The 18,733-nt window shown below is 68.3% G+C and carries 15 protein-coding genes; 6 read left to right on the top strand and 9 right to left on the bottom strand.

All coding sequences use genetic code 11. The features are described from left to right. Window positions 1–85 precede the first annotated feature (85 nt). From GGD89_RS10050 to GGD89_RS10040, 3 genes are all read right to left on the bottom strand, one after another. Entirely contained in the window at window positions 86–1,195 is a 1,110-nt protein-coding gene (locus tag GGD89_RS10050) for an ABC transporter ATP-binding protein (RefSeq protein ID WP_184044908.1), read from the bottom strand. A gap of 183 nt (window positions 1,196–1,378) precedes the next feature. Beyond that, a complete protein-coding gene (locus tag GGD89_RS10045; RefSeq protein WP_184044757.1) occupies window positions 1,379–2,497 on the bottom strand; it encodes a polyamine ABC transporter substrate-binding protein in 1,119 nt (372 codons plus the stop codon). A gap of 70 nt (window positions 2,498–2,567) precedes the next feature. Next, window positions 2,568–4,013 (bottom strand): aspartate aminotransferase family protein, encoded by a 1,446-nt coding sequence (locus tag GGD89_RS10040; RefSeq protein WP_184044754.1) that lies wholly within the window; start codon window positions 4,011–4,013, stop codon window positions 2,568–2,570. A 210-nt stretch (window positions 4,014–4,223) separates the two neighbouring features. Between GGD89_RS10040 and GGD89_RS10035 the strand changes: the two genes are divergently transcribed. From GGD89_RS10035 to GGD89_RS10020, 4 genes are all read left to right on the top strand, one after another. Further along, window positions 4,224–5,180: a DMT family transporter gene (locus GGD89_RS10035; RefSeq protein ID WP_246423024.1), complete on the top strand. Its 957-nt coding sequence runs from the start codon at window positions 4,224–4,226 to the stop codon at window positions 5,178–5,180. Continuing rightward, a complete protein-coding gene (gene ada, locus GGD89_RS10030) occupies window positions 5,177–6,346 on the top strand; it encodes a bifunctional DNA-binding transcriptional regulator/O6-methylguanine-DNA methyltransferase Ada (RefSeq protein ID WP_184044751.1) in 1,170 nt (389 codons plus the stop codon). Before GGD89_RS10035 ends, ada begins: the two co-directional genes overlap by 4 nt. 38 nt (window positions 6,347–6,384) lie before the next feature. Then, entirely contained in the window at window positions 6,385–7,707 is a 1,323-nt protein-coding gene (locus tag GGD89_RS10025) for a phenylacetate--CoA ligase family protein (protein WP_184044749.1), read from the top strand. A gap of 256 nt (window positions 7,708–7,963) precedes the next feature. Beyond that, entirely contained in the window at window positions 7,964–9,001 is a 1,038-nt protein-coding gene (locus GGD89_RS10020; RefSeq protein WP_184044746.1) for a LacI family DNA-binding transcriptional regulator, read from the top strand. 26 nt (window positions 9,002–9,027) lie between these two features. On the opposite strand, the gene GGD89_RS10015 is transcribed toward GGD89_RS10020, so the two are convergent. From GGD89_RS10015 to GGD89_RS09990, 6 genes are all read right to left on the bottom strand, one after another. Next, on the bottom strand, window positions 9,028–9,861 hold the full coding sequence (locus tag GGD89_RS10015) for a class II fructose-bisphosphate aldolase (RefSeq protein WP_184044743.1): 834 nt from the start codon (window positions 9,859–9,861) through the stop codon (window positions 9,028–9,030). Window positions 9,862–9,964: 103 nt separating this feature from the next. Next, on the bottom strand, window positions 9,965–10,924 hold the full coding sequence (locus tag GGD89_RS10010) for an ABC transporter permease (RefSeq protein ID WP_221238403.1): 960 nt from the start codon (window positions 10,922–10,924) through the stop codon (window positions 9,965–9,967). After that, window positions 10,924–12,534 (bottom strand): ATP-binding cassette domain-containing protein, encoded by a 1,611-nt coding sequence (locus tag GGD89_RS20535; protein ID WP_184044741.1) that lies wholly within the window; start codon window positions 12,532–12,534, stop codon window positions 10,924–10,926. Before GGD89_RS20535 ends, GGD89_RS10010 begins: the two co-directional genes overlap by 1 nt. Then, the gene (locus GGD89_RS10000; protein WP_184044738.1) at window positions 12,524–13,813 is read right to left on the bottom strand and encodes a D-tagatose-bisphosphate aldolase, class II, non-catalytic subunit; all 1,290 of its coding nucleotides are present in this window, start codon (window positions 13,811–13,813) and stop codon (window positions 12,524–12,526) included. The genes GGD89_RS20535 and GGD89_RS10000 overlap by 11 nt, the downstream gene beginning before the upstream one ends. Before the next feature lie 211 nt (window positions 13,814–14,024). Further along, window positions 14,025–15,026, bottom strand: coding sequence for an alcohol dehydrogenase catalytic domain-containing protein (locus GGD89_RS09995; RefSeq protein WP_184044735.1), 1,002 nt, complete (start codon window positions 15,024–15,026; stop codon window positions 14,025–14,027). A 101-nt stretch (window positions 15,027–15,127) separates the two neighbouring features. After that, window positions 15,128–16,111, bottom strand: coding sequence for a substrate-binding domain-containing protein (locus GGD89_RS09990; RefSeq protein ID WP_221238402.1), 984 nt, complete (start codon window positions 16,109–16,111; stop codon window positions 15,128–15,130). Window positions 16,112–16,717: 606 nt separating this feature from the next. On the opposite strand from GGD89_RS09990, the gene GGD89_RS09985 reads away from it, so the two are divergent. Together GGD89_RS09985 and GGD89_RS09980 are read left to right on the top strand one after the other, a co-directional pair. After that, complete coding sequence (locus GGD89_RS09985) at window positions 16,718–17,710, top strand: tagatose kinase (protein ID WP_184044732.1); 993 nt, start codon at window positions 16,718–16,720, stop codon at window positions 17,708–17,710. Then, a complete protein-coding gene (locus GGD89_RS09980) occupies window positions 17,707–18,714 on the top strand; it encodes an aldose epimerase family protein (protein ID WP_184044730.1) in 1,008 nt (335 codons plus the stop codon). Before GGD89_RS09985 ends, GGD89_RS09980 begins: the two co-directional genes overlap by 4 nt. The last annotated feature ends 19 nt before the right edge of the window (window positions 18,715–18,733 follow it).

Raw genomic sequence — 18,733 nt, 5'->3', positions numbered from 1 at the left:
TCCCGGTCCGGGCCCCCGGGGCTTGCCCCGGGGCTTGCCCAGGTGCGTTCGGCCTGTTCGCGGGCTTCGGGGCCGGCCGCGCCGGTCACGACGTCACCACCACGATGTTGTCGTGACGCCACGACAGGTACACGCGGTCGTCCCAGGTGATCTCCGGCGCCGCCATGCGCTCCAGGTTCTGCATGGTGACCCGGGCCAGGGCGCCGCCGTCCATGCGCACGTGGAAGGTGGAGATGCCGCCCAGGTAGACGATGTCCTCGACGATGCCGCTGTCCCAGTTGTGGGGGGTGTCGGGTGCCTGCTTGGAAATGGCGATCTTCTCGGGCCGCAAGGCGACCCAGACGGTGGCCGCCTCGCGGGCGCTGATGCCATGGCCCACGTAGACCGGGCGCGCCAGGGCGTCCGAGCGGATCAGCACGTGGTCGGGTTCGTCCTCCACCAGCACGCCCTGGAACAGGTTCACCGTGCCGAAGAACTCCGCCACGAAGCGGGTGTTGGGATACTCGTAGAGGGCATGCGGGGTGTCCACCTGGACGATGCGGCCCGTGTCCATGATGGCCACGCGGTCGGCCATGGTCATGGCCTCTTCCTGGTCGTGGGTGACGACCACGAAGGTGGTGCCCACGCGTTCCTGGATGCACACCAGCTCCAGTTGGGTCTCCTCGCGCAGCTTCTTGTCCAGCGCGGCCAGCGGCTCGTCCAGCAGCAGCACCTTGGGATGCTTGGCCAGCGACCGGGCGAGCGCGACCCGCTGGCGCTGGCCGCCCGACAGGTGATGCGGCTTGCGCTTGGCGAAGGGGGCCAACTGCACCAGGTCCAGCATCTCGCGTACCCGCTCGCGGATCCGCGCCCGGGGCAGGCGGCCGTCCTGGCGCAGGCCGAAGGCCACGTTGGCCTCCACCGTCATGTGCGGGAACAGGGCGTAGCTCTGGAACATCATGTTGACGGGCCGGTCGTAGGGGGCCGTCCTGGTCATGTCCTGGCCGCCGATCAGGATCCGCCCGGCGGTGGGCTGCTCGAACCCGGCCAGCATGCGCAGCAGCGTGGTCTTGCCACAGCCCGACCCCCCCAGCAGGGCGAACAACTCGCCCTCGCGGATGGTCAGCGAGACGTGATCGACGGCGACGAAATCGCCGAAGGTCTTGACCACGTCCTGGATGTCGATGATCGGGGGCGCCTCCGCCCGGCGCTGCATGGCGCCCGGGCGGCTGCCCTCGGGCCGGGCGGCGGGGCCTTGGGGCACGACGGTGTCGATCATGTCACGTCGCCCTTCCGGCCGGTGTCATGGTTCGCCCCCCTCCCGACCTCCCCCATGAATGGGGGAGGTGTCCCGTTGCGTCCGTGGCTGGGGCGGCGCCGGGATCCATCCGGCGTGCCGTCAGATCCCGGTCTTGAAGCGGTTCCACAGGCGGGTGCGCATCCGGTCCGCCGTCTGCGACGAGGCCCGGTCCGGGAACAGCCGCCCCAGTACGTCGTCGGGCGGGTAGATGCGCGGGTCGTTCAGGATCTCGTCATCCAGGAAGGGCTTGGCGGCGTCGTTGGCGCTGGCATAGGCCACGTAGTTGGAGATCGTGGCGGCGACCTCGGGCTCCAGCAGGTAATTGATCATGGCGTGGGCCGCGTCCGGATTGGGCGCGTCGGCCGGCACCGCCAGCGTGTCGAACCACATCAGCGTGCCTTCCTTGGGGATCACGTAGTCCACCACGACGCCGTTGTCGGCCTCGGCGGCGCGATCGGCGGCCTGGAGCACGTCGCCGGACCAGCCCAGCGCCAGGCAGATGTCGCCGTTGGCCAGGGCGTTCACGTACTCCGAGGAGTGGAACTTGGTGATATGCGGGCGGATGGGCCCGATCAGCTGTTCCACCGCCGCGAAGTCGTCGCGGGACTCGCTGTTGGGGTCCAGGTCCAGGTAGTGGAGCGCGATGGGGATCAGTTCGGTGGGCGCGTCCAGCACGTGTACGCCGCAATCGGCCAGCTTGGACAGGTACTCCGGATTGAAGAGGATCTCGTAGCTGTCCAGCGGCGCGTCCGCGCCCAGGCGCTCGGTCACCATGTCCACGTTCATGCCGAGCCCGGTGGTGCCCCACATGTAGATCACGGCGTGGTCGTTGCCCGGATCCAGCTGGGCCAGGTAGTCCATCAACTGCGGGTTCAGATTCGCCAGGTTGGGGATCTTGTCCTTGTCCAGCGGCTGGAACACGCCGGCGCGCACCTGGCGTTCCATGAAGATGCCCGTCGGCACCACCAGGTCGTAGCCGGTGCTGCCGGCCAGCAGCTTCGCTTCCAGGACCTCGTTGGAATCGAACACGTCATAGGTGACGTCGATGCCGGTCTCGGCCTCGAAGGCGGGAATGGTGTCCTCGCCGATGTAGTCCGACCAGTTGTAGAAGTGCAGCGTGCCCTCGGCGGCGGCGGCGCCACTGACGCCGATGCTCAGGGCGACGGCGAGGCCGGCCACGACGGGGCCGCCCACCAGGGCGGTGCGATACGGAGCCATGGGATCCCTCCATCCGGGGCGTGGTCTTCTGGGAGGCGCCGGACGGGACGGGAAGGGGGCGGACCGCCCGTCAGTCCAGCAAACGGGGTAGGTCCTGGTGGGTTTGGTCCAGGGCATGGGACAGGGTGTCCACCAGGATGTCGATCTCGTCGCGGCCGATGACCAGCGGCGGCGCCATCACCATGGTGTCGTACACGGCCCGCACCACGGCGTTGTTGCGGAAGCAGTGGTCCCGGCAGCGGGCGCCGACCCGGCCGACGGGCGAGAAGAACGTGTGATGGGCTTTGTCGCGGATCAACTCGACCCCGGCGAGCAGGCCCTGGCCGCGTACCTCGCCCACCAGCGGGTGATCGCGCAGCGTCTCCAGCCTGGACATGAGGTAGGGACCGATGTCCTCGCGCACGCGATCCACCAGCCCCTCGCGCTCCAGGATGCTAATGTTTTCCAGCGCCACCGCGCAAGCGGTTGGATGACCGGAAGAGGTGAACCCGTGCAGGAACTCGCCGCCACGGTCGATCAGCGTGGCGGCCACCCGGTCCCCCACCATCGCGGCGGCCACCGGCATGTATCCCGAGGACAGCCCCTTGGCCAGCGTCATCATGTCCGGGCGGATCCGGTAGGTGTCGCTGCCGAACCACTGGCCGGTGCGGCCGAATCCGCAGATCACCTCGTCGGCGATCAACAGGACATCGTATTTGGTGCAGATGCGTTGGATCTCGGCCCAGTAGCCCGGTGGTGGCACGATTAGCCCGCCGGCGCCCTGGATGGGTTCGCCGATGAACGCGGCCACCCGGCCGGGTCCGATGGACAGGATCGCCTCTTCCAGCCAGCCGGCGGCCTCGTGGGCGAACGCCTCGGGAGGGGTGTTGGGCGCGACCTTGAACCGGTGTGGTTCGCGGATGTGCGCGAAGTCCGGCAGCGGCAGGCCGCCCTGCTTGTGCATCGCCGTCATGCCGCTCATGGACGCCACGGCCAGGGTGGAGCCATGGTAGCCGTTGTCGCGCGCGATGATCACCCGCCGCTCCGGCTGTCCCTCCAGCGCCCAGAAGTGGCGCACCATGCGGATGATGGTATCGTTGGCCTCCGAGCCGCTGTTGACCAGGAAGACGTGATTCAGGCCGGGCGGCGTCAGTTCGACCAGCTTGCGCGACAGCTCGATGGCCGGCGGCGTGGCGGTCTTGAAGAACAGGTTGTAGTAGGGCAACTCGGTCATCTGCCGGGCGGCGGTCTGCACCAGTTCCGGACGGCCATAGCCGACGTTGACGCACCACAGACCGGCCATGCCGTCCAGGACGCGGGTGCCGTCCGAGTCCCACAGCCAGACCCCCTCGGCGCGGGTGATCACGCGGCTGCCCTCGGTGGCCAGGGCCTTGTGGTCGGAGAACGGATGCAGGTTGTGCGCCGCGTCCAGGGCGCGCCAGTCGGCGGACGACTGGGCGCCGGATTCCCAGCAGGTGCGGGAGGCGGCATCGGGCAGCGGACGGTCATGGTCCGGGATGGGTGGAGTCGCGGTCATGGCGGCGCGGACGCTCCCTGCTCGACCTGGAGACCAACACCGACGGGGTCCTGGCGGTACCGTCGATCACGCACCTTTTCTGACCCAGCCGGAGGGTTTTGGGAAGGGGGAATGGGGGCCGGCTGTGATCGCAGGAACCGGAGTGCCGGGACGGCGGCGTCGGACTACGGTCGCGGCCAGACGTTTCCTCCAAGCCGAAAGGACGATCCGATGCCTTCCATGCGATCGACCATCACGCCGGCCATGAGCGCGCGCGACTGGAGCCTGCTGTTGACCCTGTCCCTGTTGTGGGGCGGCTCCTTCTTTTTTGTCGGCGTGGCCGTGCAGGCGTTGCCGCCGCTGACCATCGTCGCCGTCCGCGTCGGTCTGGCCGCGCCGGTGCTGTGGCTGGCGATTCGCGCCTTGCGCATCCCGATTCCCCGCGATCCCCGCGTGTGGGCCGCCTTCGTGGTCATGGGGATCCTGAACAATGTGATTCCCTTTACCCTCATCGTCTGGGGGCAGACGCAGATCGCCTCCGGGCTGGCCTCGATCCTGAACGCCACCACGCCGCTGTTCACGGTCCTGGTGGCCGGTCTGCTGCTGTCGGACGAGCGTTTGTCGGCGCGCAAGGGGGCGGGCGTGGCGATCGGCTTCGCCGGCGCCGTGGTGCTGATCGGCGGCGATGCCCTGGGGCTGGCAGATGGCGCGCCGGTGCTGGCGCAGGCGGCGATCCTGGCGGCCTCGCTCTCCTATGCCGTCGCGGGCACCTTCGGGCGGCGATTCGCGCGTCTGGGGGTGGCGCCCATGGTGACGGCCGCCGGGCAGGTGACGGGGTCGTCGCTGGTGCTGGTGCCGCTGGCGCTGCTGGTGGACCAGCCCTGGACGCTGCCGGCGCCGGACCTTTCGGTGGTGGCCGCCCTGGTGGCGCTGGCGGTGGTCTCCACGGCGCTGGCCTACGGCCTGTACTTCCGTATCCTGGGAACGGCGGGGGCGACCAACCTGCTGCTGGTCACCTTCCTGATCCCGGTGACGGCCAACCTGCTGGGGATCCTGGTGCTGGGCGAGACTCTGGGCGTCGAGCACCTGGTGGGCATGGCGTTGATCGGCCTGGGGCTGGCGGTGATGGACGGGCGGCCCGGGCGGTGGCTTCGCGGGGCCTTGGGACGGACGGAGGCCGGGGTATGACGACGACGGTGGCGACGGTGGCGACGGCGGTGGCGCCCGTGGCGCCGGACGAGGCGGAGGAGCTGTGGCGGGCGGTCGTCGAGCGCCGGCCGCTGGACGACCGTTCCTTCTTCTATGGCGTCACCAGCACCCGGATCGTCTGCCGCCCGGGATGCCCCTCGCGGCGGCCCGCCCGGGCCAACGTGCGCTTTTTCGACACGGTGGACGCGGCGCGGACGGCGGGCTACCGGCCGTGCAAGCGCTGCCGGCCCGATGAGCCGGCCGGCCAGGGGGTGCGGGCATGTCTGGAGCGCGCGTGCCACCGCCTGGCCACCGAGGAGGAGGAACCTTCCCTGGCCGCGCTGGCGGCCGAGGCGGGCCTGAGCCCGGCGCACTTCCAGCGTGTGTTCAAGGCCGGGGTGGGTGTGTCGCCCAAGGGCTACGCCCGGGCGGCGCGGGCGACCCGCCTGAAGGCGGCCCTGAACCGGGGGGAGCGGGTGACCGACGCGATCTACGAGGCCGGCTTCGGCGGCCCGGCCCCGGCGCACGCGGTGGCGCGCGAGCACCTGGGCATGCCCCCCTCCGCCTGGCGGGCCGGCGGCGCGGGCCAGGTGATCCGCCATGCCCAGGCCGACAGCGACCTTGGCCGGGTGCTGGTGGCGGCGACAGCGCGCGGCCTGTGCGACATCGCCTTCGGCGACGACGACGAGGCCTTGCGGGCGGGGCTGCGGGCGCGCTTTCCGAAGGCCACCCTGGAGCCGGCGGACGATAGCTTCGCCGAGGCCGTGGCGGCGGTGCTGGCGCTGATCGAGCAGCCGGCGCGCGGCCTGGACCTGCCCCTTGATGTCCAGGGCACGCTATTCCAGCGCCGGGTGTGGGACGCGCTCCGGGCCATCCCGGCCGGCGAGACCGTCAGCTATGCCGAGGTCGCGGCACGCATCGGCCGGCCGAACGCGACGCGCGCGGTCGCCGGGGCCTGTGCCGCCAACCGCCTTGCCGTGGCCGTGCCCTGCCATCGAGTGGTCGCGGCCGATGGCGGCCTGTCCGGCTACCGCTGGGGCCCGGACCGCAAGCGGGCGTTGCTGGACCGGGAAGCGGAGGGGCGGGATGCGGAGAACATGGACTCCGCGCCCGCCGGCGAGGGCGTGCATCGTGGATCCCTACACCCCTCCGCGAAAGTGGGCTAGAACGGCCGCCGACGCGAGGATACTGAGAGGGAAGCACGATGACCATGATGGCGCCACGGGCCTGGATGTTCGATCCGGCGGTCGAGACCATGAGCCGCTCGGCCTTGGCCGAGCGTCAGTACGAGCGCCTGTGCCGGACCCTGCGCCACGTCTACGCCCATGTGCCCCACTATCGGCGGGCCTTCGATGATCTGGGGGTGTGTCCGGACGACCTGCGGGACCTTGCCGACCTGCGCCGGTTTCCGTTCACCGTGAAGGCGGATTTGCGCGACACCTATCCCTATGGGCTGCTGGCCGTGCCGCGGGAGCAGGTGGTGCGGATTCATGCCTCCTCCGGCACCACCGGCAAGCCGACGGTGGTTGGTTATACCGCCGGAGACATCGACCGCTGGTCCGACCTGATGGCCCGGGCGATGGCCACCGCCGGAACCCGTCCCGGGGACGTGGTTCACAATGCCTACGGCTACGGTTTGTTCACCGGCGGCATGGGGTTCCACTACGGCGCCGAGCGCCTGGGCTGCACCGTCGTGCCGATCTCCGGCGGCAACACCGAGCGTCAGGTTCACATGATGCTGGATCTGGACGCGGGCATTCTGTGCGCGACGCCGTCCTACGCCCTGAACCTCGCCGAGGTCGCCGAACGCATGGGGGTCGACCTGCGGGAGTCCTCGCTTCGCATCGGCCTTTTCGGCGGGGAGCCGTGGAGCGATGGCCTGCGCCGGGACATCGATGCGCGTCTGGGCATCCAGTCCACCGATTCCTACGGCCTGTCGGAGATCATGGGGCCGGGCGTCGCCATGGAATGCCCCGAACGCAACGGGCTGCATGGGTGGGAGGACCATTTCCTGTTCGAGGTGATCGACCCTGACACCCTGGAGCCGTTGCCGATGGGCGCGACCGGCGAACTGGTCATCACCACGCTGACCAAGGACGCGCTGCCCATGATCCGCTACCGCACCCGCGACATCACCCGGTTGTGCGACGAGCCTTGCGCCTGTGGCCGCACCCATGTGCGCATCATGCGGGTGACGGGGCGCAACGACGACATGATGATCATCCGGGGGGTCAACGTCTATCCGTCCCAGATCGAGTCCGTGATGGTCGGGTTCCCGGGCACGGCACCGCATTATCTGCTGGTCGTCCAGCGTCAGGGGGTGCTCGATACCCTGGATGTCCAGGTGGAGGCCACGCCCGATCTGGCTGCTGATGCCTACCCGGCGGTGGCGGACAAGATCCGGCGGCACATCAAGTCCATCGTCGGTGTCACCTGTGGCGTCACCATCCTGCCCCCGGGCGCCTTGCCCCGCTCCGAGGGCAAGGCCGCGCGGGTCAAGGACCTGCGGACGGCGAAGGCGGGGTAGGGCGAGAGGCGGCCCCGCGTCGCCGCGCCGATCGGGTCGGCGGTGCCTCGAGGGGGTACCGCTTCTTGCCTTTGCTGCGCGGTGGCACGCGGCGACACCCGCGTGATCGCCAGGGCCGGGTCGAGAAATATACGCATGGAAAATTTGGGGCCGCGTTCTATAATGCCAATGTCAACGTTAGCTCGTCATTCTGAAAAGAAACACAAAAGCCGCCCCCGGGCCATCGGCCTTGCGGCGCCATGTCTGATTGACCCCGATGACCACCAAGAAAATCCGCAATATGGAGGACTTCGCGCTCGCGACCGGGATCTCCCGGCCGACGATCTCGAAGTACTTCAATGATCCAGGGTCGGTCAGACGCTCGACCCGGGAAAAGATAGAGCGAGCCCTGAGTGAGTTCGACTACCGGCCGAACATGTTCGCCGTGAACATGAACAGGCAGAAGTCAAAAAACATCGGCGTGATCGTCCCCAGTCTCAGCGATCCCTTTTATGCGGAGATCGTGCGTCAGATCGAAATCATGAGCCTGCGCGAGGGATACTGGGCCATCAATCTCAGCTCCCACGGTGAACAGAGCCTGGAAGCCAAGGCCATCGAGACCTTCCTGGCGCTCAAACTGTCCGGGGCGATCATCGCCGCCCTGGGTTATGAGTCCGATCTGTCCCTGATCGACGGGCTGGGGCGGAACATGCCGCTGGTCTTCCTGGACTCGCGGATTGCCAACACCCTGCCGTTCGTCGGGACCGACAACACCCAGAGCATCTCGCTGATCGTCGAGTACCTGTGTCGCACCGGCGAACAACCGGTCTTCCTGGAAATGCCGGCCCTCAACTCGAACGCGGCGAGCCGGCGCGAGGCCTATCAGGCCGCCATGACCCGCCTCGGGCTGGAGCCGAGGGTGCTGCCGGTTCAGGACAAGTCCTGGAACTTCGAACAGGTCGGCTTCGACGAAACCAACCGCATCCTTGACGCCGGCGGTTTTCCCACGCGCACCGTCCTGTGCGCCAACGACCGTCTCGCCTTTGGCGTCATGGCGGCCGCCTATCAACGCGGCCTGCGGGTGGGGCGCAAACAGGACGCCGATCTGCGGGTCGCCGCGCACGACGACCATCCGCTCAGCCGGTACACGTGCCCCGCCCTGACGACGGTGGCGCAGGACTACTCCCAGCTCGCGCGCAGCTGCCTCGACCTGCTGCTGGACAGGATCGGGGATACCGCCCAGACCCTGGCGCCCCGGTCGAACAGCCCGCTCACCCTGCTGGAAACCAAGCTGATGATGCGGGACTCCGCCTGAGGCCGGCCGGGGCGTGACCCGGCGCGTCAACAGCGGTTCGCGCTGCCCAGAAGCTCCATGATCATCGTCGCCTCGCGGATCGTCGCCTCATGGGCGCGCATCACGAAGGCGATATGGTCGCTGCCGGTGTAGGTGGCGGCCTCTTCACCGAGGGCGCGGATGAAGACCGTGCGCAGGCGGGTGGCGATGTTCACCTTGCACACCGCCGAGCGCGCCACCGTCGGCAACTCCGCGTCCGACACGCCGCTGGACCCGTGCAGCACCAGCGGCACCTCGACCGCCGCGCTGAGGGCGTCCAGGGCGTCGAGACGCAAGGGCGCGTCCTGCGTCTGCATGCCATGCCGGGTGCCGACCGCGACCGCCAGGGCGTCCACGCGGGTCGCCGCCAGGAACCGCAGCGCGTCGTCGGGCGCGGTCAGCACCTCGGCGTCTCCGGCGCCCTTCACGACATGGCCGATTTCCGCCTCCACCGACACCCCATACGCCTCGGCCACCGCCTTGATGATACGGGTGTTCTCGATGTTGGTGTCGACGGGCAGCTTTGAGCCGTCGTACATGACGGAATCGTATCCCATGTGGATGGCGTCGCAGATCAGGCGTCGGTCCTCGCCGTGGTCCAGGTGGACGGCGACCGGAACCTTGGCCGACCGCACGGCCTTCTTGACCATCTGGAAGGAGAGCGCCAGGCCGTTGTGGCGGATGCAGGTGCCCGACGTCTGCACGATGAGGGGCGAGCGCGCCCGCTCGGCGGCGGCCACCAGGGCCAGGGCATCCTGGTAGGTCCAGGCGTTGAAGGCGGGCACGGCGTAGCGGCGCGCGCGGGCGTCCTGAAGGATGTCCGCGAAGGGGGTCTGGGACACGATCGAACCTCACTCAACGCGGGGGCCGGACCGAGCGACGGTGTCGCCGCCGGCTGTCCCCCGCGATATCCAACATGGTCAACACCGGCGCGCCCCGGCCGCGTTACCGGTCGATCAGCCGCCGCTTCGCGCTTTCCATCAGCACCGCGAGCACGATGATGACGCCCTTCACCACCTGCTGGTGATATCCGGGAATATCCATCAGATTCATAAGGTTGGAGATGATGGAAAGGATCAGGGCGCCGATCAGCGTGTTGATCACGGTGCCGCGCCCGCCGGCCAGGCTGGCGCCCCCCACGACCACGGCGGCGATCGCGTCCAGTTCGAACCCGATGGCCAGGATCGGTGACCCGACGCCCGTGCGCGTCGCCGAGATGATGCCGGCGATGGCACAGGTGAATCCCGAGAGCGCATAGACCGCGACCTTGATCGTCGGGATGTTGATGCCGGCGAAGCGGGTCGCGACCTCGTTGGAGCCGACCGCGATCACCAGCCGCCCGAACACGGTCTGGCGGTACAGCAGGGCCGCCAGCAGGGTGACGCCGATCAGCACAAGGAACAGCGACGGCACGCCCAGGAACGACGAACTGCCGAAGCTCATGAAGGTGTCGTTGTCGACGAAGATCGGCTGGCCCCGCGAAACGATCAGCGCCACGCCCCGGGCGATGGTCATGATCGCCAGCGTCGCGATGAACGGCGCGATGCCGAAGTAGGCCACCAGCGAGCCGCTCACCAACCCGGCGCAGGTGCCGACGGCCAGAGAGACGATGATCGCGCCGGTCAGGCCCAGGTCGGGCAAGGTCAGGGCCACGACCACGGAGACCAGGGCCATGACGGAGCCGACCGAGAGATCGATGCCCCCCGTCAGGATGACGTAGAGGAGACCGATCGAGACGACGCCCAGCGGAACGCTCTGCCGCAGGATGTTGGTCACATTGTCCGGCGTGAAGAACCGGTCGGACAGGAAGTAGGCCGCAATCAACATGACCACGAAGAAGACTAATGTCGATTGGCTGAGAGCCAGCCTTAGCAAGGCCGATGATTTCATCTTCAGGCCGGGCATTAGTGTTTCCTACGCTTGGGTATTGAAAGCCGCATGATGGTTTCTTCGCAGATGTCCCCTCCGGACAACTCGCCAGTGATCTCGCCTTCGCTCATCACGTAGACGCGATGACAAAGGCCGATCAGCTCCATCATTTCGGACGAGATCACGAGGATGCCGTAGCCCTGCCGGGCCAGGTCGGCGACAATCGCGTACAGTTCCATCTTGGCGCCCACGTCGACGCCGCGCGTGGGCTCATCCAGGATCAGGACCGTGCCGGCGGCATTCAGCCACTTGGCGACGACCACCTTCTGCTGGTTGCCGCCGCTCAGCGAGGACAGGGGATCGCACAGCGCCCCGAGCCGGATGCGAAGGCTGTCCTTGGACCGCTCGGCCACCCGCCGCTCGGCGGCCGCGTTGCACAGGCCGAAGCGGCTGACCTCCCGCAGGTTGGTCAGGGTCAGGTTCTCGGAGATGGTCATGGGCAGGATGCCGCCCTGACGCTTGCGGTCCTCGGGCACCAGGCCGATCCCGAAGCGCATGGCGTGGGCGGGTCGTCCGATCCGACGGGCCACGCCGTCGATCTCGATGGTGCCGCTGTCGACGCGGTCGATGCCGAAGATGCAGCGCGCGAGTTCGGAGCGTCCGGACCCGACCAGGCCCGCCAGGCCAAGGATCTCGCCCCGATGCAGCGTCAGCGACACGTCGTGAAGAACCCGCCCCCGCGTGAGGTGGTCCACCCGCAGGACGACATCGCTGGTCGCGCCGGGGTCCGGCTTGGGCGGGAACAACGCGCCCATCCGGCGCCCGACCATGTTGGCGATGATGTCGTCTTCGGTGCAGGTCTTGGGATCGAGGTCGGTTACCGTCTGGCCATCCTTGAAGACGGTGATGGCATCGGCGATCCGGAACAGCTCTTCCAGGCGATGGGAGATGTAGATGATGGTGACGCCCTGGTCGCGAAGCTGCTTCAGGTTGGCGAACAGGACGTCGATTTCCGGATCGGCGAGGACGGCGCTGGGCTCGTCCATGATCAGGATGCGGCAGTCGTGCAGGACCAGGGCGGTGGTGATCTCGACGATCTGCTGGTAGGCCACGCTGAGGTCGCCGACCCGGGTGGTCGGCGCGATGTCGAACCCGAACTGCCGCAGGGCCTCGCCGGCGCGCCGGTTCAACGCGCGCCAGTTCACGAACAGGCCGCCTTGACCGAGATTGCCGAGAAACATGTTCTCGGCCACGCTGAGATCCTGCGCCAGCGCCAGTTCCTGGTGGATGATGGCGATGCCGGCGCGCTGGCTCTCCTGCGGCTTGCCGAAGGTCACCTCGTCCCCGAAGATCCGCACCGACCCGGAGTCCTTGCGAAGGATGCCCGCCAGGACGTTCATCAACGTGGATTTGCCGGCGCCGTTCTCGCCGACCAGGGCGTGGATCGTGCCGGGGGCGACCCGCAGGGTGACGTCCTTGAGCGCCTGAACCCCGCCGAATGCCTTGCTGACGCGCGCGACATCGACCGCGTACTCGACCGTCTCCGCCCTCCCGGCACCGCCTTCGGTTCCGGAGTCCGGGGGACGCTGGCCTCGGCTCTCCGCCGGCCGGCCGTCCCGGGGCGCGAGGGCGCCGTCAGCCGGCACGTCGCGTCGCTCCGCCGGAGTCCGCGTCGCCCCAGCAGGCGTGGCGGTAGTCCTCGAGAACCTGCATGATCTTGTCGAGGATGATCGTCTCGGCCGTCAGGGGGCGCCCCGGCCGGCGGGCGCGCTCGTGTCCGGCGAACTGCCGAACCAGGCCGTCGGTGGGCGGAACCGCCGCCAGGTTGGCGAACAGGCGGTCCACCGCCGCCGACACCTCGGGGTGCGTCCAGTAGTAGCGGATGCGGTCCGACTTGCTGTACGACCGCAGCAGCTTCCGCTGCTGATGGCCGCCCTGGTAGTACTTGGCCCAGGCGTCCGGCTCGTCGAGCATCACCCGGTCGACCACGGCGCGAAGGCAGGACCGCCGTTCCACCGGAATCGTTTCGTCCTCCATGGCGGCCAGGGCGAACAGGCCCTCGCGCAGGGCGAAGGTGACCGCCGGGCCGACCTTCAGAATGGCGAAGTGGTCCCGCACCAGGTCGCGCAGCTTCTCGCGCGGCTGGAAGTCGGTCGAGTGGGCCTCGTAGACCAGTCCGGGGTGACCCTCGATGAAGCGGGCCAGCCCGAACGCCTTGGTGCGGTCGTAGGCGATGATCCCGGTGTGATCGAAGTCGACGCCCGGCTGAACCACGACGCCGACCACGCGCGCGAAGGCCGCGTCCAGCCCGCGCGCGGCGAACGCCCGGCGATGCAGGTCGAGGGTTTGGGCGACATTGGCGGGATCCGTGATCTGGATGCCCGACAGTCCGTCGGTTTCGCCCCCGGGCACCGGCACTTCGGTGCCGATGATGTAGAGGGGCGGGGCGCCGTCCGTCACGGCGGCTTCGGCCGCCGCGCACAGGTCGGCGGCGCGCTCGGCCGCGACGCCGGGGTCGATCGGGTCGACGTCGCCGGCCACCGCCATCGAGGCATCGAGGTGGATTTTCGAGAACCCGGCCGCGACGTAGTCGGCGACGAGGGTGCGCGACAGGGCCATGGCCTCGTCCGGGGTACGGTCCCGCCAGGCGTTCGGCCCCAGGTGGTCGCCGCCCAGGCACAGGCGCTTCAGTGGAAAACCGACCTCCGCCGCGATGCCGGCGACGAAGTCCCGGAACTTGACAGGCGTCATGCCGGTATAGCCGCCGAACTGGTTGACCTGGTTCGAGGTCGCCTCGATCAGGACCGTCCGGTCGGTGTCGAGGTCGAACAACAACGCCGCGCGAATGGCGATCGGATGGGCGGAACATACCGAGCAGATGCCGACGGCCTCGCCTTTGACATGCCGTAGAACCACATCCTTCATGACGGCCTCGATCTTGCTGGTATGCCCGCGCGGCGGGTTTGAAGGGGGGCGCGCCTCGGACTCGCGGCGACGCTTCGGGAAAGGGACGGGGATCGCCTCGCGCGTGGTCGCGGCACACCGGAGCCCGCGGCGGGGCCGTTCGATCCGGGCGGGCGTGTCGACCCGGGGGGGGTGCGCCGCTCGCCCGGGTCAAAACACCCGGATCAGGACCCTAGGTGGCGAAGTCGGTCACGGTGACCTTGCGCATGTCGCCGTCTCCCGCCTGCATCCGGCGAATGAAGTCCGGGCAGTCCGACAGGTTGATCTTGTGCGAAATGATGTCGTGCACGTCGATGACCTCGTTGGCCATGATGTCGACGGCCTGAATGCTGTTCTTCAGGGACGTGAAGCTTGCAATGAGCTGGACCTCTTCCCGATAGAACCGGAAGTGATCAATTTCGATCTTCGCCGTCTGCGACGGAACGCCGAACACCAGCACCCGACCTCGCGGCCGGACCAGCCGGTTGACCGCCTCGGACACCAGGGCCGACACACCGGTCGCGTCGGCGGCCGCGTCGTACGCCTTGTCCGGGATCGCGTCGGTCGTGTCGTAGACGTGCCCCAGCCCCATGCGCGCGGCATAGTCCCGCCGGTCGGGATTGCGTTCCAGGTAGTCCACGCGGGCGGCGCCCCGGGCCCGGATCATGCGGCCCATGAGCAGGCCGATCGGACCGGCGCCCATCACCAGCACGCGCTCGCCAACCTGCGGCGCCAGCCGTTCGGCCGCGTGCACGACGCAGGAGAGCGGCTCCACCAGCGCGCCCAGGTCGTAGGGCAGCGTGCCGATGTCGAAGGCCCCGCGCTCCTTGACGAGAACGTATTCCGCCATGCCGCCCGGGCGGTTGACGCCGGGCACCACCATGTTGCGGCAGTAGTGGTGCTCGCCCCGCAGGCATTCCGGACAGTTGTTGCACGGGACGTTGGGTTCGACGGCGACCCGGTCGCCGACCTTGAAGCGGGTGCACGCCGGGCCGACCTCGACCACCGCGCCGGCGAACTCGTGGCCGGGCACCAGGGGATAGTCGCAGGAGAAGCCGCCCTGAAAGATGTGCACGTCGGTGCCGCAGATGCCGCTGGCCTCGACCTTGATCAACACCTCGTCGCCTGTCGGCTCGGGGCGGGGCAGGTCCTCGATCGACATCTGGCCCGGCTGGGCGAACACGAGAGACTTCATGGCGGCACCCTCCGCTGAGGCCGGGCCGTGATGACACGCCCGTCCGCAAGAAAAAGGGCCATCGGGAGGCGACCGACCGCCCCCGATGGCCACGGACCACGCTAGAACAGGGAGTCGGGGTCGTAGATCGACTCGACGTTGTCGGCGTTGATCATCACGGACGGCGTGTAGGAGTAGTCAGGGAAGTTCGTGTTGCCGGCCCGCACGTCCTTGATGATGTCGATGGCCATTTCCGCCATCAGCTTCGGGTTGTTCTCGCCCGTCGCTTCCATCCGGCCCGCCATGATGGCCTTGTAGGCGTTCTTGTTGCCGTCGTAGCTGTAGATGCGCACGTCATCCAGCTTGTCGGCCGCTCGCAGCGCGTGGATGGCGCCCAGCGCCATGTCGTCGTTCTCGGTGTAGACGGCGTTCACCTCGGGGTGCGCGACCAGGACGTCTTCCATGGCCTTCAGGCCGCCCTGCTGGTCCCACTTGCCCCACACCTGGGTGACGATGGAAAAGTTGGTCTTGGCGGCGCTGCGCAACTGTCCATCAATGATGCCCAGGAAGAAGTTCCGGGACCGGGTGTGGCCGACGAGGTTGCCCTGGTTGCCGCTGATCAGCGCCACGTTGATCGGCGTGCTTCCGAACTGCTCGGCGGCATAGGCCCCGATCATCTGGTTGGTCGTCGCGTTGTCGGAGTTGACCCGGGTCACCACGTCGGCGCCGATGGCGAGGTCACTGTCGATGATGACCACCGGAATGCCCTTGCGCCGCACGCTTTCGACGATCCGCTGGCCGGCCGCCGGATCCTGCGGGTTGAGGATCAGCGCGTCGATGCCGCGCGCGACCATGTCCTCGACATCGGCGATCTGCTTGTTCAGGTCGGCGCGCGCGTCGGTGGTGATGACCGTCCAGCCGGCCTCTTGCCCGAAGGTCTTCACGTGCTCGGTGAGCGCGCTGAAGTAGGGGCCGTTCAGGGTCCGGTTGGAGAAGCCGACCATATAGTCGTCGGCGGACACCGGCGACGCCGCCATGGTCACGGATGCCGCGAGCGCCGCCATGGACCCGCCCTTGAGCATCTTCGATACCAAATTCCGAAACATCTCTTCCTCCTGGAACGTATCGCTTTGCGAGTCACGCTCGCGATTGACTGGGGGGGATCCAGTCCGGCTCCGGTGCTCGGCGGCGACCCCCGGGCGATGGCCGGCCACCGTTGAGAAAAGGCCCTCCAGTGCCACGAGTGTGTCATATCAAGATCGCGTGTCAATAATTAAGTTAACTCGCACAAACTTATTTTTTGACATTCAAGCCTCTTAAGATCCCAGCCACTCGCGCGGCGCGCCTATCGATAGGACGATCGCGCGCCCCATGATTGCAGAAATGCTTCGCATTGGGTGTCGAGGCCGGGAATCATACCCATGGCCTCAGAAACCCCGCGCGGTGACATCGGGCGCGACATGCGTCTTGACCCGTGCCGTCCTCCCATGCGCCATGGGTGGACATCATAATTTATCGGACGAAAAATAATTTATTGACACGTGCTCTTTTTGAGTCGCACGGTCACTGCCCTGCGGGAGCCGCGCGGAGGCGATCCGCGGACATGGGCGGGGCTGGCACCGTCCGGACCGTCAGCGCATGGCAGGGCCTGACCGTCGCTCGACCGGGCTCGGCCCGGCGAAACCCCTTACGGTGAGCGAAAGACTGCAGTCATGAAAAAGATCGTCGCGGTCGGCGAAATCGTTGTCGAGATCATGGCCACGGAGCCGGGGGACGGATTCCGGGAGCCGCTGTCGCTCATCGGACCCTATCCCTCGGGGGCGCCGGCGATCTTCATTGATCAGGTGGCGCGTCTCGGCCAGCCGTGCGGGCTCATCAGTTGTGTCGGGCCGGACGACTTCGGCCACCTCAACATGGAGCGGCTCAGGGCCGACGGGGCCGACGTATCCGCCGTCACGGTGGCGCCGGAGGGGGTCACCGGCAGCGCCTTCGTGCGCTATCGCTCCGACGGGGAACGCGACTTCGTCTTCAACATCAAGCACAGCGCCTGCGGGCGGATCACGCGGTCGACGGAGGGCGATCGTCTGCTGGACAGCGCCGATCACCTGCATGTCATGGGGTCGTCGCTGTTCTCGGAGTCCATCGTGGCGTTGATCCGCCACGCCATGGACCGGGTGAAGGCGCGCGGTGGCACCGTCTCCTTCGACCCCAACGTCCGCAAGGAAATGCTGACGCTGTCGGGCATGCGGGCGGCCTTGGAGACAATTCTGGGCGAGTCCGATGTCTTTCTGCCCAGCGGGCCGGAGCTGTTCCTGTTGTCGACGGCCACCGAGGAAGAGGACGCGATCGCCGAGATCCTCGACCTCGGCGTCACGGCCGTCGTCCTGAAGCGCGGCGCGGACGGCGCGAGCTACTACGACGGCGAGTCCACGGTGCACCACCCGGCCTTCGCCGTGACCGAGGTGGATCCGACCGGCGCGGGCGACTGCTTTGGCGCCACCTTCGTGACGGCCTGGCTGCGCGGCCTGGCGCCGGCGCGGGCGTTGCGTCTGGCCGCCGCTGCGGGCGCGCTGGCCGTGACACGCAAGGGGCCGATGGAAGGCACGTCCACGGAACACGACATCGAGACCTTCGCGGCGCGGCGGCACGTTGCCGTCACGACCTCGGGCATGGTCTCGGGCACGGCACGAGGGGACACGGCATGACGGTTCGCGAGACAGGGGCGCCGGACGGCGTGCCCGTGCGGGAGGTTCGCCTGACGACACCGGCGGGCGCGACCGCGTCGATTCTGAACTGGGGCGCCACGGTGCGGGATCTGACGGTCCCCCTGCGCGCCGGCGGGACCCGCCGGGTGGTTCTGGGATACGAGGATCCGAATGCCTACCGTGACAACCCCTGCTACCTCGGGGGAGTCGTGGGGCGGTGCTGCAATCGCATCGCCGACGGGCGGTTCACCCTGGACGGCGTCGGCCACCAGTTGCCGATCAATGGCGACGGCAACGTCCACCTTCACGGTGGTCCGCGCGGGTTCTCGCGCCAGCCCTGGCAGGTGGTCGCCGCCACGGACACATCGGTGCTTCTGGCCCTGACGTCGCCGGACGGCGATCAGGGCTATCCGGGCCGGGTGGACGTCACCTGCCTGTACACCCTGTCCGACCCCGCGACCCTGCGGCTGGAGATGACCGGGCGCACGGACGCGCCGACGGTGCTCAACCTGACCAATCACAGCTATTTCACGCTGGCCGAGGGCGCCGATGCCGGGGACCACCGGCTTCAGGTTCACGCGGGCTTCTATACGCCGGCACACCCGACCCTGATCCCCACGGGCGAGATCCGGGCCGTCGAGGGCACACCGTACGACTTCCGCGCCGCGCGGCGGGTCGCCGACGGGGGCATCGACTACGATATCAACTTCGTGCTCGATGGCCCGGTGGGGGTGACGCGGCCCGTGGCGCGGGTCCTGGCGCCCGACCATGCCCTGGCCCTGGAGGTCGCGACCGACCAGCCCGGTCTTCTGTTTTACAGTGGGTCGGCCCTGTTCCAGGCCGCGCCGGGACTCGAGGGGCAGGCACACGGTCCCCGCGCCGGGTTCTGCCTGGAGTCCTATCGCTTCACCGACTCGGTGAACCGTCCGCATTTCCCCTCGGTCGTCCTCCGGCCGGGCGACACCTACACCCATACCTGCGAGTACCGTTTCACGGCGCCGTGACCCGGACCGCCTCCCATCC

It is taken from the genome of Roseospira visakhapatnamensis (assembly GCF_014197915.1).
Classification (GTDB): domain Bacteria; phylum Pseudomonadota; class Alphaproteobacteria; order Rhodospirillales; family Rhodospirillaceae; genus Rhodospira; species Rhodospira visakhapatnamensis.
This window is presented reverse-complemented; position numbering and strand designations above follow the sequence as displayed.

What these genes read in the sequence shown, in the direction of transcription:
- GGD89_RS10025 (WP_184044749.1), top strand. Translation starts at nt 6,385, where the DNA reads ATGACCATGATGGCGCCACGGGCCTGGATGTTCGATCCGGCGGTCGAG.
- GGD89_RS10045 (WP_184044757.1), bottom strand. Translation starts at nt 2,497, where the DNA reads ATGGCTCCGTATCGCACCGCCCTGGTGGGCGGCCCCGTCGTGGCCGGC.
- GGD89_RS10035 (WP_246423024.1), top strand. Translation starts at nt 4,224, where the DNA reads ATGCCTTCCATGCGATCGACCATCACGCCGGCCATGAGCGCGCGCGAC.
- ada (WP_184044751.1), top strand. Translation starts at nt 5,177, where the DNA reads ATGACGACGACGGTGGCGACGGTGGCGACGGCGGTGGCGCCCGTGGCG.
- GGD89_RS09980 (WP_184044730.1), top strand. Translation starts at nt 17,707, where the DNA reads ATGACGGTTCGCGAGACAGGGGCGCCGGACGGCGTGCCCGTGCGGGAG.
- GGD89_RS09995 (WP_184044735.1), bottom strand. Translation starts at nt 15,026, where the DNA reads ATGAAGTCTCTCGTGTTCGCCCAGCCGGGCCAGATGTCGATCGAGGAC.
- GGD89_RS10040 (WP_184044754.1), bottom strand. Translation starts at nt 4,013, where the DNA reads ATGACCGCGACTCCACCCATCCCGGACCATGACCGTCCGCTGCCCGAT.
- GGD89_RS09990 (WP_221238402.1), bottom strand. Translation starts at nt 16,111, where the DNA reads ATGTTTCGGAATTTGGTATCGAAGATGCTCAAGGGCGGGTCCATGGCG.
- GGD89_RS10000 (WP_184044738.1), bottom strand. Translation starts at nt 13,813, where the DNA reads ATGAAGGATGTGGTTCTACGGCATGTCAAAGGCGAGGCCGTCGGCATC.
- GGD89_RS10020 (WP_184044746.1), top strand. Translation starts at nt 7,964, where the DNA reads ATGACCACCAAGAAAATCCGCAATATGGAGGACTTCGCGCTCGCGACC.
- GGD89_RS10010 (WP_221238403.1), bottom strand. Translation starts at nt 10,924, where the DNA reads ATGCCCGGCCTGAAGATGAAATCATCGGCCTTGCTAAGGCTGGCTCTC.
- GGD89_RS09985 (WP_184044732.1), top strand. Translation starts at nt 16,718, where the DNA reads ATGAAAAAGATCGTCGCGGTCGGCGAAATCGTTGTCGAGATCATGGCC.
- GGD89_RS10050 (WP_184044908.1), bottom strand. Translation starts at nt 1,195, where the DNA reads ATGCAGCGCCGGGCGGAGGCGCCCCCGATCATCGACATCCAGGACGTG.